This is a genomic window from Mesorhizobium sp. 113-3-9 (assembly GCF_016756515.1).
Lineage (GTDB): Bacteria > Pseudomonadota > Alphaproteobacteria > Rhizobiales > Rhizobiaceae > Mesorhizobium.
Genome location: NZ_AP023246.1, coordinates 279,950 through 297,096, shown reverse-complemented (window position 1 = coordinate 297,096; position 17,147 = coordinate 279,950). Strand labels below are relative to the sequence as shown.

Annotated in this window: 12 protein-coding genes; 6 read left to right on the top strand and 6 right to left on the bottom strand. The window is 62.6% G+C overall.

Annotated features, from left to right (window positions below):
* Nucleotides 1-7: 7 nt before the first annotated feature.
* From MesoLj_RS01345 to MesoLj_RS01330, 4 genes are all read right to left on the bottom strand, one after another.
* Nucleotides 8-1,237 (bottom strand): aminotransferase class III-fold pyridoxal phosphate-dependent enzyme, encoded by a 1,230-nt coding sequence (locus MesoLj_RS01345; protein WP_202327105.1) that lies wholly within the window; start codon nt 1,235-1,237, stop codon nt 8-10.
* 123 nt (nt 1,238-1,360) lie between these two features.
* Nucleotides 1,361-2,923: an ABC transporter substrate-binding protein gene (locus MesoLj_RS01340; protein WP_202327104.1), complete on the bottom strand. Its 1,563-nt coding sequence runs from the start codon at nt 2,921-2,923 to the stop codon at nt 1,361-1,363.
* Nucleotides 2,924-3,007: 84 nt separating this feature from the next.
* Entirely contained in the window at nt 3,008-5,182 is a 2,175-nt protein-coding gene (locus MesoLj_RS01335; RefSeq protein WP_202324836.1) for an alpha-ketoacid dehydrogenase subunit alpha/beta, read from the bottom strand.
* Nucleotides 5,183-5,424: 242 nt separating this feature from the next.
* The gene (locus MesoLj_RS01330; RefSeq protein ID WP_202324835.1) at nt 5,425-6,204 is read right to left on the bottom strand and encodes a helix-turn-helix transcriptional regulator; all 780 of its coding nucleotides are present in this window, start codon (nt 6,202-6,204) and stop codon (nt 5,425-5,427) included.
* Nucleotides 6,205-6,368: 164 nt separating this feature from the next.
* Here MesoLj_RS01330 and MesoLj_RS01325 point away from each other — a divergent pair, with 164 nt between their 5' ends.
* From MesoLj_RS01325 to MesoLj_RS01300, 6 genes are all read left to right on the top strand, one after another.
* Nucleotides 6,369-8,456 carry a hydantoinase/oxoprolinase family protein gene (locus tag MesoLj_RS01325; protein WP_244735499.1) on the top strand — a complete coding sequence of 696 codons (2,088 nt, stop codon included), beginning with the start codon at nt 6,369-6,371 and terminating at the stop codon, nt 8,454-8,456.
* A 14-nt stretch (nt 8,457-8,470) separates the two neighbouring features.
* Nucleotides 8,471-10,675 carry a hydantoinase B/oxoprolinase family protein gene (locus MesoLj_RS01320; protein WP_202324833.1) on the top strand — a complete coding sequence of 735 codons (2,205 nt, stop codon included), beginning with the start codon at nt 8,471-8,473 and terminating at the stop codon, nt 10,673-10,675.
* Entirely contained in the window at nt 10,672-11,157 is a 486-nt protein-coding gene (locus MesoLj_RS01315; RefSeq protein ID WP_056569396.1) for an acetone carboxylase subunit gamma, read from the top strand. Before MesoLj_RS01320 ends, MesoLj_RS01315 begins: the two co-directional genes overlap by 4 nt.
* 78 nt (nt 11,158-11,235) lie before the next feature.
* Nucleotides 11,236-12,063: an SDR family NAD(P)-dependent oxidoreductase gene (locus MesoLj_RS01310; RefSeq protein WP_202324832.1), complete on the top strand. Its 828-nt coding sequence runs from the start codon at nt 11,236-11,238 to the stop codon at nt 12,061-12,063.
* A gap of 327 nt (nt 12,064-12,390) precedes the next feature.
* Nucleotides 12,391-13,704 (top strand): O-antigen ligase family protein, encoded by a 1,314-nt coding sequence (locus MesoLj_RS01305; protein WP_202324831.1) that lies wholly within the window; start codon nt 12,391-12,393, stop codon nt 13,702-13,704.
* 141 nt (nt 13,705-13,845) lie between these two features.
* Nucleotides 13,846-14,676, top strand: coding sequence for a hypothetical protein (locus tag MesoLj_RS01300; RefSeq protein ID WP_202324830.1), 831 nt, complete (start codon nt 13,846-13,848; stop codon nt 14,674-14,676).
* A gap of 91 nt (nt 14,677-14,767) precedes the next feature.
* Here MesoLj_RS01300 and MesoLj_RS01295 read toward each other — a convergent pair whose 3' ends face one another.
* Nucleotides 14,768-16,027: a polysaccharide biosynthesis/export family protein gene (locus MesoLj_RS01295; protein ID WP_181179696.1), complete on the bottom strand. Its 1,260-nt coding sequence runs from the start codon at nt 16,025-16,027 to the stop codon at nt 14,768-14,770.
* A gap of 84 nt (nt 16,028-16,111) precedes the next feature.
* Nucleotides 16,112-16,789: a sugar transferase gene (locus MesoLj_RS01290; RefSeq protein WP_140770020.1), complete on the bottom strand. Its 678-nt coding sequence runs from the start codon at nt 16,787-16,789 to the stop codon at nt 16,112-16,114.
* Between the last annotated feature and the right edge of the window lie 358 nt (nt 16,790-17,147).

The window sequence follows — 17,147 nt, the reverse complement described above, 5'->3', positions numbered from 1 at the left end:
CACCGGCTCACGCCACCTGCGCAGCCGCGGTCATGCCGGCATCGGCGGCCTGAAGCGCAAGGTCGACGTCCCGGGCGGTGTGCGCGGCGCTCAGGAACATGTTGTGCCGGGGATGGAAATAGGCGCCTTCGCGCAAGGCGGCCGAACAGAAGGCATCGGCCTTCCTAAACTCGGCATCGCCGTCGAACAGCACCATCGGCATCGACACTGGCCCGGTCTGGCGAAGCGAAAGGCCATGTTTCCTGGCGGCAGCGTCGAGGCCGGAGCGCAACCGCTCACCGGCGGCATTCATGCTGGCGATCGCATTGGTGTCGCGCAGCGTCTTGATGGTGGCGATCGCCGCGGCCATGGCGACGGCGCCATACCAGAACGAGCCCGTCACATAGACTTTTGTCGCGGCCTCGCGGAACCGGTCCGTGCCGGTGATGGCGGCCAGCGGATAGCCATTGGCGATAGCCTTCGAGAAGGCGGAAAGGTCCGGCCGCACACCGAGGGGCTCCCAGCTGCCGGCGAGATCGATGCGGAACCCGGCCCTGACATCATCGACGATCAGCGCCGCGTCGGCGGCCGTGGTGAGTTCCCGCGCGCGCCTGGCAAAGGCGGCGGTCGGCAGTTCCTGGTCGCGGGCGACGTCGTGCCGGAAGGCGGTGACGACGACAGCGGCAAGATCATTGCCGGCCTGCTCGACGGCGGCTTCCAGGCTGGCAACGTCATTGTAGTCGAAATGGATCAGATGGGCGCGATCCTCGGCGGTGACGCCGGCGAGCGAGGGCGTGCACCACGGCACCGCGCCGTGATAGGAGCCGCGCGCAACCAGCACCTTGCGCCGGCCAGTGCCGGCGCGCGCTATGGTCACGCAGGCCGTGGTGGCGTCGGTACCGTTCTTCTGCAGCATCGCCCAGTCGGCATGCGCCACGGTCTTGACCAGCAGTTCGGCGAGTTCGACCAGCACTTCGCCCGGGCCGTTCATGGCGTCACCCAGGCTTCGCTGCCGCGCCGCCGCTTCCTCGACCGCGCGATGGTGATGGCCAAGGATGTTGGGACCCCAGCTGCACATCAGGTCGATGTATTCGCGCCCATCGACATCCCAGACCCTGCAGCCGTCGGCGCGCTCGAAGAATTGCGGATAGGCGGAGCCGAGATAGCGCGTGGACATGTGCCCCCACATGCCGCCCGGAATGACCGAGGCCGCGCGCTCGCGCAGCATCTGGTCCTTGGAGTTGATCAGGGAAGGCATGGCGAGGTCTCCGCTCATTGATATATCATATATTAGTTTGAATACTGGAAGAACAGGATTTTGCGATCTTCCAGAGGGGCAGAAACGGGAAGGCGGTCTTGCGCCTCCCCGTCATCTTTTCGCTCAGTGGCTGAGTTCGGCCAGCGGCAGGTTGCAACAAGCGCTGTAGCGCACGCCCTTGACGTCGGACTTGTAGGCCAGGATCAGGTTCGGGCTGACCAGCGGCAGGATGACCCTGTCCTTGATCATCTCCTCGCCGGCTTGATGCCAGAGCTTGGCGGCCTCGTCGCCGCTCGCGGCGAGCGCCGCCTTGTAGAGCTCGGACTCCTTCGGGTTGAGCACCGAAGGCTCGCGTTCCGCGCCGGCGCGCCGCGCCCACGGGCTGCCCTTGGTCATGGCGAAATACTCGATGTACTGCGAGGTGCCGTAATAGTCCGGCGCGTAGAACACCGCGGTCATCGGGATGCCGTCACCGTTGATGCGTTCGCGCCAGTTGGCGAAGGGGATCGGCTGCAGATCGAGCTTGATGTTGACCTTGGCCAGGTCCTGCTGGACCTTCTGCATCAGGAGTGACAGGTCGACGCCATAGACGTTCATGCCCGGGAACGCCGCTTCCATCTCGAACCCGTCGGCATGGCCGGCCTTGGCCAAAAGGTCCTTTGCCTTGTCGAGATCATAGGGCTGCGCTTCGAAGCCCGAGCCGCCCGGGAAGCCGAGCGGGATCGGTGCGCTGATCAGCTGGCCCTCGGAGCCGATGGTGAAGTCGAGGATGCTCGGGCGGTCGAGCGCAAGCGAGATCGCCTCGCGCACCTCGGGCGTCAAGGGCACCTTGTTGGCCTTGGCGCCGGGCGACAGCGCGACATAGATGAAGTTGTAGGACGGCACGGTCTCGATCTTGACGTCGCTGCCCGTCATCGTCTTGGCGGTATCCGGGTCGATCTGCATGGCGATGTCGGCGGTGCCGCTTTGCAGCATCTGCGCCTGCGCCACCGCGTCCTTGGTCTGGCGGATGACGACTTCGCTCAGTGCCGGCGCCTTGCGCCAGTACTTGTCGTTGCGCACCAGGCGCACTTCCGAGTTGGGCTCATAGGATTTCAGCACGAACGGCGCGCTCCCGGCCGAATGCGCCAGGAACCAGGCCTCGGCATTGTCCGTGGTCGAGGCGTCCGCACCGGCCTTGGCGCCGGCCTCGGAAGCAACCTTGCTGTTGACGACAGCCGTATAGGGCGCCGCCGCGATATTCAGGAATTCCGAGCTCGGCGCGACCATCTTGACGACGACCGTATGTGCGTCCGGCGTCTCGATCGAGGCGACATTGTCCATCAGGAACGAGGCGCTGCCCTTGAGGTTCTTCAGCCGCTCCCACGACCATTTCACGTCCTTGGCTTCGACCGGCGAACCGTCCGAGAATTTGGCGGCCGGGTCGAGCGTGAAGGTGAAGCTGGTCTGGTCGGCATTGCCTTCCCACTTGGAAGCCAAGAGTGGGACCAGCTTGTTGTCCTTGTCCAGCGTCAGCAGCGATTCATAGACGCTGGAATTGTAGATCTGGCAGGTGTCGCAGAAGGCGCGGTGTGGATCGAGCGAGTTGAGGTCGATGTTGCGCGCGATGACCAGCGGTTTCTCGCCCTGAGCGAAGGTCGACGGCGCCCAGAAGGCGCTGGTGGCCATAAGCACGGCCGCCAGCATCGTCGCCCTGGTCTTGGTTCTCGGTAGGATGTTCATGTCAGTTCTCCCATTTTCTTGTCGGATCTTTGTGGCAATGCATCAGCTCTACCCGCTCACGCCGGTGAGGGATCGAAGAGCGGCCTTGAGCTTGTCAGCGCCGCCCAGTGCGGCCCGGTTGAGCGGGGCCGATACGACGGGAGCCGAAAGGCTGCCCGTCACATGCAGGACCTCGTGGTCGAGATAGTCGAACACGCGGTCCTGAATCTCCTGTGTCAGCCGTCCGCCGAGCGCCAGCCCGCGCTGTACCTGCTCGACGATGGCGACGCGGTTGGTCTTGCGGATGGAGGCTTCCACCAGCTTCCAGTCGAGCCCGGTCGGGTCGAGGCTGCGCAGGTCGATGATCTCGGCATCGACGCCGGTCTCCTCGGCCACCTGCCTGGCCACGGACACCATGCTGGCCGAGGTGAGCAAAGTGCAGGCGCTGCCTGGCCTGACGATTTTCGCCTTGCCGAGCCGCACGCAATAGTCTCGGTCATCGGTCGGAATGGGCCCCTCGCTCGGGAACAGTTCGACATGCTCGATGACGACGACCGGGTCGTCGCATTTCAGCGCCGAATTCATCAGGCCGACATAGTCGAAGGGCGTCGTCGGCGCGACGATGCGCCAACCGGGATAGAGTGCGAACAGGCCGGACGGGTCACCCGAATGCTGCGAGCCGTAGCCGGTGTGCGGCGAGACGCGCACCCTGACCACGATCGGCACCGGGAAGCCGCCGCCGAACATGTGCCGCACCTTGCTGACCGCATTGAAAAGCTGGTCGGCGGCGACCAGGCAGAAGTCGCCGAACATGATCTCGACGATCGGCCGCAGGCCGCACAGGGCCGCGCCCAGCGCCACGCCGACGAAACCGTTCTCGGCGATCGGCATCGCCAGCACGCGCTCCGGCCAGCGCTCCAGCGCTCCCTTGGTGGCGCCGGAGACGCCGCCGCGCAGCCGGTGCACATCCTCGCCCATGATGATGATGCGCGGGTCCTGCTCCATGGCGCGCGCGATCACTTCCGATGCGGCAACCATGAACTTGACCTGCCTGGTCTCGGCCGGCGGCACATCCTCGATCTCCAGGAAGCGTTCGTCCTTGAGTTCCGAAAGGTCGCCGCGGATCTGGTTGTCGACTTCGTCAGGGCTTGGCCACAGATGGTCGGGAATGCGCAACGCGTTGCCGCTCATTTCGGTCAGCGAGTCGGCGGCGGTATTGACCACCTCCACGACGCGTTGGTCGAGCGTAGCGAGGTCGGAGGCATTGAGGATGCCCTTCGCCTTCAGCCGCGCGGCCATCGTCGTGAGCGGGTCGCGCGCCTTCCAGACGTCCTCCTCGGCGCGTGTGCGATAGCCGAATTCGCTGCCCGGCCGCGCGCCGCTCTGGTGCAGGAAACGGTAGCAGAGCGCCTCGACCAGGACCGGCCCGCCGTCTTCCTCGATGGCCCGGCGCGCCTCGCGCATGGCGTGATGGACCGCCACCACATCCATGCCGTCGCATTCGATGCCGCGAAAGCCCAGCATCGGACCACGTGACGCCAGCCGCGTCTCGCGCGTCTGTTCGTTGACATGGGTGGAGACGGCGTAAAAATTGTTCTCGGCGAAGAAGATCACCGGCAGCCGGTAGAGCGCGGCGATGTTCATCGCCTCATAGGCCGGTCCGGCCATCATTGTTCCGTCGCCGAAGAAGGCGACCGAAATGTTGCCGGTGCCAAGCAGCTTGTCGGCCAGCGCATAGCCCGCCGCATGCGGCAGGTTGCCGCCGATGATGGCGCTGGTGCCGGGAACGCCGGAAGCATCGTCGCGCATATGCATCGAGCCGCCGCGGCCGCCGCAGTAACCCGCGTTGAGCCCCATGATCTCGGCCATCAGGCCCCGCACGGACCCCTGCATGTCCGCACTGAAAGCGTCGTGCAGCGGGTTGAAGCCAGCCGGTGTTTGCGCGTTGACGAGCTTGGCCAGCACCTGATGGTGCGCGCGATGCGTACCGTTGATGCGGTCGCCGGTGCCGAGAACGGACATCGCGCCGACGGCCGTCGCCTCCTGTCCTATACTGGCGTGCGCGGGCCCATGCACCAGTCCGGCATTGGCAAGGTCGAGCACCTTTTCCTCGAAACGGCGGATGAGCAGCATCTGGTGATACCAGCGCACGAGATTCGACGCCTCGGCGGCGTTCCAGTCGGACTCGTCGACGTCGAGCCGCAACCAGGGCGCCGATGGCTGGATCGCTGTCTGCTGAACCATTTATGCTAGTTCCGTTTCGGTAGATGATATATCAAATATTATCTCAGTCGATTGTATCAGGCGATTTTCTCGGCACGACAGTGGCTTGCGGGGTTCGACAGGTAAATGGAATTAAATTTCATTTTCTGCGCGATGCCGAGACTAAGCTGGGACGACGCGGTTCCGCAAGTGGAATTTTGAGGCTCGTGATCGGATCGTTTCGGCGGCAATTGAGGCCACTTGGCGCAGACATTAGAGGCCGGCTACCGGTCGGCCCGGTGCTGGAAAAACTGCAGGAACAATTCCCGCTCGGTGGTGATGTCGAGCTTCTCATAGATGCGCCGGCGGTGGTTCTTGACGGTGCCGACGGTGATGCCGAGGCGCTCGGCGATGTTGGCGGTCGGATGGCCGGCGAGGATCAGCTGCACAAGCTCGCGCTCGCGCAGCGACAGTTCCGGCCACAGGCTCGTCGGGATGGTCGGCTCCTGCCGGGGTGAGGCGCCCGGACCGGTTGGCGCCGACGTGCGAAAGAACTCGCGCCCGCGCGCCTTGATGTCGAGCGCGTGCAGCGCCTCGAACACCGGCAGCCGCTCGTCCAGAAGGGCAATCTCGCTCTCCTTGAACGCGCTGGCCGATCGGTCGAGGAAGATGCCGAGGCACCAGTCGCCGCCATCGGCGAGCATGATGCCGACCTCGTCGCAGATGTCCGATTGCGTCAGGAAGCCGGCTATGTACTGGCCGCGCTTGGCTTCGTCGTCGGCAAGCCGCTTCAGTGGCATGATGCCCAACCGGCGATCGCGCCGCCAGGAGGCATAGAACGGGTCGAAGACGTAGTAGCTGGCGAGATAGCGTTGGACCATCTCGTCGGAGAAGCGCCGGTGCTTGACGAATTCCGGTGTCTGGGTGGTCGAGTAGCGCGTTACAGTGACAAGGTCGTGATCGATGTCGGCGCCGATCAGATCGATCAGGCAGTCGACATGCTTGTCCGTGCCGGTGGCGGCGATCGCCCTTGCGAGCGGCGCCCAGATATTGCCCATGCGCATGCCTCTTTGTCGGTGACGAGTTCCCGCTCGTCATTGTGCCTTTAGGCATATGGCGCGATCCGCGCGATCGAATCTAGCCTGCGGTCATTCTCGAAGAGGGAAGGCGACCCGTGGACCAGATCACTACCAACCCCATCGTCATCGGCATCGACGCCGGCGGCACCATGACCGACACTATCCTTGTCGATCAGGACGGCCACTTCAAGATCGGCAAGTCGGCGACCACGCCGAAGAACGAGGCCGAGGGCTTCCTCGCCTCGGCGGAGGATGCGGCCGACGCCTGGGGCATCTCGCTGGAACAGCTGTTTTCGGGCGTGAACGTGGTGCTCTATTCCGGCACCGGCATGCTCAACACGCTGTTGTCGCGCACCGGCCGCCGGCTTGGCCTGATCACCACCAAGGGCCTCGAGGACATGATCCTGATGGGCCGCGGCCTGCAGGCCTGGGCCGACTATTCCTACGCCGACCGCCTCCATGCGGTGACGCATCAGCATCCCGATCCGCTTGTGCCGCGCCGCCGCACCCATGGCGTCACCGAACGCATCGACCAGTTCGGCGACATCATCCTGCCGCTCTACGAACACGAGGTCGTTGCCGCCGCCAGGAAGCTCATCGCCGACAAGGTCGAGGGCATCTGCATCATGACGATCTTCTCGCACGTCAATCCGGTGCACGAGAAGCGCATTGCCGAGATCTGCCGCGAGGAGGTCGCTGCCGCCGGCGCCGATATCCGCGTCTACACCAGCCATGAGGTCCGCCCGGTCATCCGCGAACAGTCGCGGCTGAACTCGGTGCTGATCGAGGCCTATGCCACCTCGCGCGGCCGCAAGCAGCTCAAGGGCATCGAGGACGTCGCGAAGAAATACGGCTTCAAATACGGCGTGCAGACGCTGCTCTCCTTCGGCGGTCTGACCTCCATCAACCACCCGCGCCTGCACGAGACCATGATCTCCGGCCCGATCGGCGGCATCCTCGGTGCGGCCTATGTCGGCAAGCTGATCGGCAATGATTCGCTGATCTGCTCGGATATGGGCGGCACCTCCTTCGACATGGGCGTCATCACCCGCGGCCAGACCCGGATCGAGAACGAGCCGCTGATGGACCGCTTCAAGCTCAATGTCCCGACGCTGCATCTCGATACGATCGGCGCCGGTGCCGGCATGATCCTGAAGGTCGACCCGCTGACCAGGAAAGTCTCGCTCGGGCCGGAAAGCGCCGGCTCCGACCCCGGCCCGATCTGCTTCGCCAAGGGTGGCACGGAGCCGACCATCGCCGATTGCGACGCCATCCTCGGCCGCCTCAACCCGCACTATTTCCTCGGCGGCAAGGTCGTGCTGCAGGTCGAGAAAGCGAGAGCCGCGTTCGAGGAAAAGTGCTCACGCCTGCTCGGCGTCGGTGTCGAGGAGGCCGCCGAAGGCATGATCGACATGCTGGAGGCCGACGCCAACAATGCGTTGCGCCGCGTCATCTCCGGCCAAGGCATCCACCCCTCGGAATTCACGCTGCTCTCCTATGGCGGCTCAGGCCCGCTGCATCTGGCCGGCTGCTCCAGGGGCATCGGCTTCAAGGACATCATAACCTTCCAGTTCGCCGCCGCCTTCTCGGCCTTTGGCTGCACCACAGCCGATTTCATGCGCCGGCATTCGGTGTCGACGCAGCATGACATCGGCGCGCGCGCCAGCGATGACGAACTGCTCGCCTTCGGCAAGAAGGTCACCAATGTCTGGGACGACCTCACCAAGGCGGCGGTCGACGAGATGATCGAGGACGGCCATGCGCGCGACAAGATCAGGACCGTGCCGTTCCTGATGATGCGCTACACCGGCCAGCTAGAGGACGTCGAGGTGATGGCGCCGCTGTCGGCCATCCATTCGGCCGAAGACATGCGCAGGGTTATCGACGAGTTCGAGGCGGTCTATGCCAAGGTCAACCATCGCGTCTCGCGCTATGGCGAGGCTGGCTTCTCGATCACCGAACTTGGCCTCATCGCTACCGCCGACAAGGTCAAGCCGGTGCTGCTCAAGCGCCCGCTCGGCAAGTCGGATCCGGCGTCCGCCCACAAGGGCGTTCGCGATGCCTATATTGGCGGACGTTGGCACAAGGCCAATCTCTACGAGATGGACCTTCTGCAGCCCGGCCACGAGGTCATCGGCCCGGCCATCATCGAACACCCGGCGACAACGCTCGTCGTTCACCCGCAAGACCGCGTCCATGTCGATGAATGGACGCTGCTGCACTACACCCACGCTTGAGAAGGGCTGTTACCATGCTGGACAAACCCGCCTCCGCGCTGCGCATCCGCGAACGGCTGATCGAATCCGAACGGCTCATGGAAGAGACCGGCTGCTATGACGGCATCACCGACCTCGAACTGCGCAACCAGGACCCGTTGAAGTTCGAAACATTGCACACCAAGCTGCGCGCCTACTGCGTCTCGGCGCGCGAGATGGCCCGCCGCATCTCCGCCTCGCCCGGCGTGCGCGAAGTCGGTGAAATGGTCGTCGCCATCTACACGCCGGAAGGCGATGCGATCGCGCTCTCCAACGGCATCATGGTGCATGTGCACACGATGAGCCGCTTCATCAAATGGATGATCCGCAACGGCTACGAAGAGAACCCTTGCATCCACGACGGTGATATCTTCGCCAACAACGATGCCTTCATCGGCACGGTGCAGGTGCCCGACGTGATGGACGTTGTGCCGATCTTCCATTCGGGCAAGCTGGTTGGTTGGGCCGGCGCGGTCTGCCACGAACTCGAGGCTGGCGGCATCACGCCTGGCGGCGACGTGGCGCTGGCGCAGGAGCGCTTCACCGAGGGCCTTTTCGTCTGCGCCGAAAAGGTCGGCGAGAACGACGAGATCCGCCGCGACTATGTCATCCGCTGCGAGCGCAATTTGCGCATGCCGATCTACTGGGTGCTCGACGAGAAGGCCAAGGTCGCCTCTTGCATCGACATGCGCGAAAGCGTCAAGGCGCTGATCGACGAGATCGGCCTCGACTACTGGATGCAGGTGTCGAAGGAGTTCATCGAGGAAGGCCGCCGCGCCCAGCTCGCCCGCACGCGCCAGCTGACAGTGCCCGGCATCTATCGCGGCCACACCTTCTACGGCCACGTCACCAAGGGCAAGCCGGGCTACCAGCCGCTCGGCGATCCCGACTGGCTCTACAACATACCGATCGAGATGGAGATCACCACCGACGGCAAGATCATCATGGACTTCGAAGGCACGCAGCCCTGGGGTTACCATTCGATGAACTGCACGCCGGCCGGCATGGATGGCGGCATGTTCGTGACGCTCACCCAGCACATGAATTTCGAAGGCCTGGTCAATGACGGCGCCTGGATGGCGACCGAACTGAAACTGCCGCACGGCACCTGGACCAACCCCGACAACGAGATGGTTGCGACCGCCACCTCATGGGCCCTGCTGCTTCCTGCCTATGGCGTGTTCCAGCGGCTTTTGTCGCGCTCCTTCATCGGCCGCGGTTTTGTCGAGGAAGCCTTCGTCGGCCAGGTCAACAGCCCGATGATCGAGATGGGCGGCACCAGCCAGTACGGCAAGCTGTTCGGCATGGCGCATTTCGAATGTGCTGCCGCCGGTTCCGGCGCGCTGGCAATCAAGGATGGGCTGGACACTGCCTATGTCGGCTGGAACCCTGAATCCGACATGGGAAACATCGAGATCTGGGAACAGAACATGCCGATGGTCTATATCGGCCGCTCGATCGTTCCCAATTCCGGCGGCGCCGGCAAATATCGCGGCGGCTGCTCCTTCCTGTCGACATGGCTGGTCTCGAAGACCGACCATCTCAGGCTGGTTACATCGGAGCATTCCTCGCGTGTGTTTGACAATGGCGGCATGTGCGGCGGCTATCCGGCGCCGACCTGCCAGAAGCATCGCGCGGTGCGCGACTCAAACATCTTCGAACTCGCCGAAAAGCGGGCGCCGCTGGCGCACCACACCGGCACCAACCCGCATCGCTCCGAACTCGAAGTCCGGCTACAGGGCGAGCACGTCACGATGGAGGGGCCCTACATCACCGCACCGCACAAGACTGGCGACGTCTTCACCCATTCCTACAATGGCGGCGGCGGTTATGGCGACGTGCTGGAGCGCGACCCGATCAAGACGGCGATGGATGTCGAGAACGGCTATCTGACCAAGGAAGCGGCCGAGGGCATCTTCGGCATCATGCTGGACGAGGACGGGGACGGCTACCCCGTCGCCAACCTCGAGGCCACCAAGCGTCATCGCGCCGAGATGCGCGCCAGACGGCTCGCGCAGGCAAGGCCGGTCTCGGAGTGGATCGCGACCGAACGCGGCCGTGTCGAACAGGCCGACTTCGCACCCGAGGTGAAGAAAATGTATGCCAGCGCGATCAAGCTGTCGTCGCGCTTCACCAGGGAATTCAGCGATTTCTGGAACGTCGACGCCAAATCGATCTTCATGCCGGGAGCAAAGCCATGACCTCGTACAGCAAGGAAGTCATTGCCGATCTGGTCGCGGGCACGCTGCCCTGGCCGCAGACACGACGCGTCATGAGCGCCTACAAGGACGATGATCGTTTCTTCAAATATGTCGCGGTGCTGCAGGACCGTGTAGGCTGGAAGGATCCGATCTTGTTGCCGGTCTCGGATCATCTCTTCATCTGCCAGAGCGGCGACGAGAGGGTGACACGCTGCGAATGCGGCCATTCCTTCGGCGACTATCGCAAGAACTGGAAGCTGAAGGCTTCGATCATCGTGCGCAACACCGAGGAATCGCTGCGCGAAATCTATCCCAACAGCGATATCCCCGATCCGCAATGGATGGAGATCCGAGAATTCATCTGCCCTGAGTGTGGCACCATGCACGAGGTCGAAGCGGCGGCACCCGGCTATCCCATCGTGCACGATTTCGAACCGGATCTTGAAGGCTTCTATCGCGAATGGCTGGGCAAGCCTCTTTGAGGGGAGGTGAAACCGCGACCCGCGTCGACAAACACTCCCGGACCTGATTGCCTGCCCAAACCAACGGAGAACCACGCGATGACAAACCTTTCCGGCCGCAGCGCGATCGTGACCGGCGGGTTTTCAGGCATGGGTTTCGCCATTGCGACGGCCTTGGCGCAAGCCGGCGCCAATGTTGCCGTCGGCTCCTACATCGCGCCAGCGGACACCGACAGATCCGACGCCGCCTATTATCCGGGCGCCGACGAAATTGAGCGCGTGCGATCGGCCCTGTCAGCCTATGGCACCAGGGTTCAGGCCGCTCATCTCGATGTCCGCGACAGTGAGACCACCAGCCGTTTCGTCGCCGAAGCCGAAGCCGCTATCGGCCCTGCCGACATACTGGTCAACGCCGCCGGCACCACCGCCGAGCAGCCGGTCTGCGGCCATTCCGATGCGCTGTGGGACAAGATCGTCGACACCAACCTGACCGGCGCCTTCCGCGCCACCCGCGCCGTGCTTCCCGGCATGATCGGGCGCGGCTGGGGGCGCATCGTCAACATCGGCTCGACCGCCGCTTCCGTCGGCTGGAAGGACAACCCCGCCTATTGCGCGTCGAAGGCCGGACTTCTCGGACTCACCCGCTGCGTGGCCCTGGAAGGGGCCGCGCACGGCGTCACCTGCGTCATGATCAGCCCGACCTGGGTCGAGACCGAACTGATGCGGCGCAATGTGGCGCAAGTCGTCGAGCGCGAGGGCAAGGGGCGGACGGCGGAAGAAGCCATGGCCGAGATTGCCAGGGGCAACCCGCAGCAGCGCATGCTGCAGCCTCAGGAGATAGCCGCTCTGGCGGTATTCCTGTGCTCGGATCTTGCCAAAGGCATCACCATGGAAAACATACAGATCACCGGCGGAGCCCTGTGGTAGCGTTCTCCTCGCCTGATCCGGGGGGGCGTGCTGGGTGGGCCACCGGCTGATCTCTCCCCGTTCGCTAAAGCAATTCCAGGAAAAGTGTGAACGGTTTTTCGTCCGGAATTGCTTAAAAAACAAAAAGTTAGAGAAGTTCGCCGTTTCCGTGAAACGGTGAACTGCTCTGATGTAAGACAAGGTGACCGGATTTGCCATTGAGCATGCGGTGCGATAGGTTATATTGCACTGCACAATGGAGATGCCGTTTATTGCACGCCCCTGTTCGCGGATATGCCGGCCGGCTTGCGGCCTGCCGGGCCTGGGTCGCATCGACGGGACTCTGAGATGAAGATTCCAAAGTCCCTGCTGGTCGATCCCGAGAAGAACTCGGTCTATGGCGCGTTTGCCGTTGCCCTCTCGATCTGGGCGTTCTCCTATTCCGTTATTTTCGGCCAGGTGCTGGTCCTGGCCTACTACGCCGTCTGGCTTCCGCTCATTCTGGTCGACTACCGGCGCTTCCTGCGGCAGCTGTCCAGCGCGTGGCTGCCGCTGCTGTTCGCGGCCTATGTCTGCTTCTCCGTCTTCTGGTCGCAGGCACCCGGCATCACCGCCAGGACGGCGATCCAGTACCTTTCCCACATCGCCTGTGCCTATGTCGCTGCGCGCACCGTCAGCGTGCGGACCCTGACGCTGGGCGCGCTGATCGGGATATTCTTCGTCCTCCTCTATTCGCTCAAGGTCGGCGGCTATTCCGAGGACGTGCTTGATGGCACCTACAATTTCGTCGGCGCTTTTGCCTCCAAGAACCAGATCGGCTTTGTCGGCTCCCTCGGCATCTATTTCTCCGTGGTGTTCCTTGCTTTCCTGCGGCGTGGCCGGCTGAGCTTCATCCTGACCGTGCCCGTCGTGCTGTTGTCGGCCTATGTGCTGGTTGTCTCGCATTCCGCCACCTCGATGGCCTCGATACCGGCGGTCCTGGCGCTGATCGCGCTTCTTGCCATGACCAAGCTTTTGTCACGTCGCTATCGCCGGGTGATCTTCCTGGTCGGCGCCGGGATGATTGTCGTGGTCGCCTTCGTTGCCCTCAATCTCGGGCTCATGGACTTCGTGCTTGGCCTTTTCGGCAAGGATTCGACGCTCACCGGGCGGACCTATCTGTGGGAGCAGGGCTGGAACGCCGCGCAGCGCTCGCCGATCCTCGGCGTCGGTTATGCCGCCTATTGGGTGCAGGGTTTTGCCGAGGCCGAGCGGCTGTGGAACGAATTCTACATCACCACCCGCACCGGCTTCCATTTCCACAACACCTATGTCGAGGCGCTTGTCGAGCTCGGCTTCACCGGGGCGGCGATGGTATCGCTGATCATGCTGCGCACGCTTTACGGCCACGTCTCGACGGTGATCTTCAAGGCATGGCAGTCGGAATCGGTGATTCTCTTCGGCGTGATGGTGCTGCTGCTTATCCGCTCCTTCGTCGAGGTCGAGATCCTCAACCCGTACATCATGGGCTCCTTCCTGATGTATTTCAGCTACTTCAAGCTGGCCCGGCTGCCGGTCACCCGCACGCGGTGGTCGCCGGCTTTCGAGCCGGCGGATGCGGCACGGGGCGAACCAGCTTGGCCTCGGCATATCGTCCGTCCGGCGGCGGTCGACCAATCGTGAGCTGTCGTTTCGCGGGCTGAGGCCCGAACGGGCGCAAGGCGGCGCATAGCACGACCCGCTTCGACGCGGGTTCGACCCAATCCTGCCATTTCCCCTGGGTTTCTTGTGTGCGATCTTCGGGTGTCAAGCAACGAGCGGGCAATGCACGACAAACGGGCAAGGGAAATCCTCTTTGGGGCGTTCTGGAAAGGCGGTTGGATACGGGATTCAGACAGGTACGTATCCCCTGACGACTTCGCTTACGCCAAGCGAATGGGATACATGTTCGATCCTATCGAGTTATCGCACGATCAGGTGGTTTCCCAATTGATCGAGGAGCGCGAGCGTGCAGACCTGACGGCTCTGTCCAATTCCTTCTTGGCAAGCCTTGGCAGTCGGCGGTTGGATTTAAGGTCCGCACTAGGCAGCTATGCGTTTGCCTCGAATTTTCCTCAGCACGAAATTGCCACGACGTCAGCCACGATCGTTCCTTCCGGTGCGCAGCGATGCAATTGGTGCGGTTTCTACGAATTCCAAAATCCTGCCAAAGTCGACTTAAGCTTGCTGAACTTCGAGCGCCATAGATGGGGCGGTGTGAGGCGCGACAATCCAGTCTACGCTTGGCTCGACCTATCTCTTTTTCGCGCGGAGGCGCTCCAAAATCCTACGGGCGCCGACCAACAAATGATGCATGAGATACTGGAGACGGCGCGTTCCATGGAGCCTGACGCGACCGCCAGCAGCCTTGAGAAGGCGTTAGCAGGCACTCTCAAGTCTTCCAAGGCAGAAAGGCGCGTTCTAATCGAAATCCTCGCCGTTTGCGGTGTGCTTCAGCCAAGGAGCAGAGCAGGTTATTTCGGTGAGTTTACGTTTGATTTTGAGCGTGAGCACACGGGTCAGCACTTCAACGATTGGGGCTATCCAGCAATCTGGTGGCGAGGATCGGACGGTGTAAGCGAGACTGCGCTTGCGGCGTACTTTCCCAACTTATGAAATGTCTGCGTTCGATCCAACTCGGCCGCCGCTGCGACCAGAGCAGTTCTGCGTTTTCGTGAAACGATGAACCGCTCAGAGGATGCGCGATCTACTGGCTGGCCAGCGGCGCCAGCTTGACCTTGATCACATCGCCGGGCAGCACCAGCGTGTCTTCCTTGGCGGCGATTTCGCTGGTCTTGCCGTCGACATTGCGCACCAGCGAATAGAGCAGGGTAGGCTGCTGGTCGTTGGTGATGGCGGCCGTCGTCGCGGGATCGCTGGCCTGGGCTATCAGGCCTCTCTGCATGTTCACCTTCAACGCGGCCTCGTTCAGGTCGGCTTCGGTCTGCTGCCGGTCGGCGGCGAGGCTCGAGCTCAACGTGTTCTGGGCATCGATGGCGTCCTGCGTCGCCTTGCTGATCGCCTGCTTGGCGGTGAGGATGGCCGTCTCGTAGTCGAGGATCTTGCCCTGCAGGTCGGTAACGGACTGCTGCGAATCCAGAAGCCGCGCATTGGCGACCAGGCCCTTTTGCGCCAGCGGACCGATGCTGGCGAGCTGCTGCTGCGCCAGGTCGACCTGCTTCTGCTGGTTGACGATCTTCTTCTGCAGCGATTCGATTTCGGCCTGCAGGACACCCTTGAGATCGTCGAGCGCCTCGAGCTTCAGCTTCAGCGCCTTCTGGTCGGCGGTCAGGATCGTCATCTCGTCATTGACGATGGTCGGCAGCCTTGGGTCGCCTTCGACCTCCTTCGGCGCTTCGAAGCTCGTCTTGCCGGCCAGATCGGCATCGATGCGGGCACGCCTGACGAGCAGCCGCACGCGCTGGTCGTCGGAAATATCGAAATTGCCCTTGGCGGTGACCAGATCCTTGCCGAGCTGGGGACCGTAGTCGGTGTTGCGCCTGATGCCGCCGGCGACGCTGAGCGCTTTCAGCACCGTAAGATCGGGCACATAGGGGAACTGGCCGGGATTCTGCACTTCGCCCGAGATGTAGAATGGCCGGAACTGCGCCATTTCGACCGAGGCTTCGGGCTTGTCCGACAAAGCGAGCTTGTGCTGCAGCGCCTCGCCGATCGCCGCCGCGACTTCCGCCGTGGTCTTGCCGGCCGCCGGCAGCTCGCCGACGAAAGGCACCGACAGCGTTCCGCCCGGGCCGACCGTGTATTCGCCGTTCACCGCCGACCAGTCGCGGAACGTGCCTTCGACGGTCTGCCATTCGGCGATGCGGATGGTGAGCTTGTCCTGCGAGCCGAGATGGTATTCCTCGGCCGCGGCGATCCGGGGAAGAAAAGCGAGCGATGCCGCAAGGCATGTGGCCATGAGCCGAGAGCGGCCGGAAAAGCGGCCGCTGCCAAAGGCTTCGAACATGTCTGTTTTCAACTGAACGTTCCGATCCGTTTTAGCCCCATCGCCCGATGAGCTTGCCGCCGGATGCCTGGTGCCGGCGGCCGGTCAGTAAGAGCCGCGTGACATCCAGACGGCCGGCACGGTTTTGATGATGATGCGCACGTCGCCGAACAGCGACCAGTTCTCGACATAGTGGCGGTCGAAGGCGACGCGGCTGTCGTAGGAGACATCGTTGCGGCCGCTGACCTGCCACAGGCCGGTCAGGCCGGGCCGCGATTTCAGATAGTACACCGCGGCACTGCCGTAGATTTCCAACTCGTCACGCACCACGGGGCGAGGCCCGACAAGGCTCATGTCGCCCTGCAGGATGTTGATGATCTGCGGCAGTTCATCAAGGCTGAGCTTCCGCAACACTGCTCCGACGCGGGTGACGCGCGGATCGTTCTTCAGCTTGCGGGTCGCCATCCACTCCGCATTGGCATCCGGATTGGTGGCAAGATACGCGGTCAGCACCTTGTCGCCGTCCGGGACCATGGTGCGGAATTTCAGGCACGGAAAAATCCGTCCGCCGCGCCCGATTCGCCGATGGCCATAGAAAATCGATCCACCGTCGGAAAACTTGACGAGCAGCGCAATCATCACGAACAGCGGGCTGAGAGCGATCAGACCGACCAGCGAACCGGCGATATCGAAGCTGCGCTTGATGAGGCCGCCGATCGGCGGCGGAAAATCGGTGTCAGCCTGCGAAAAGCCCGCCGTGGCCGACTTGGCAATATCCCTCATGCGGAAACTCCATGCGTTGAACGAATGGTTCACCACACGATATCAAAAAAATGTTGCAGCGCAACACACAATTTCCCGGCCCATTGAAATAGTCACGTCATGAATTGACTAAATAATAAGCTAGCAATGCACATTTTTCGGGATATTTAGCACAATTGTGACAATAAATGGGCAAACGGAAAAAAATACGGACCTTTTTGGGGCGATTTTTGGGCAGGGCGTACTCGTCCGCTCGAGGCGACACATATTAGTGCTTTAGAAAGGTGCGAGGCTCACGACTATTAACATAAAATACTACTTAATATTATGGATTGTACTGAAAAAGCTCGTCGGCTGCAGGTTGAGTGAAATGCCGTCG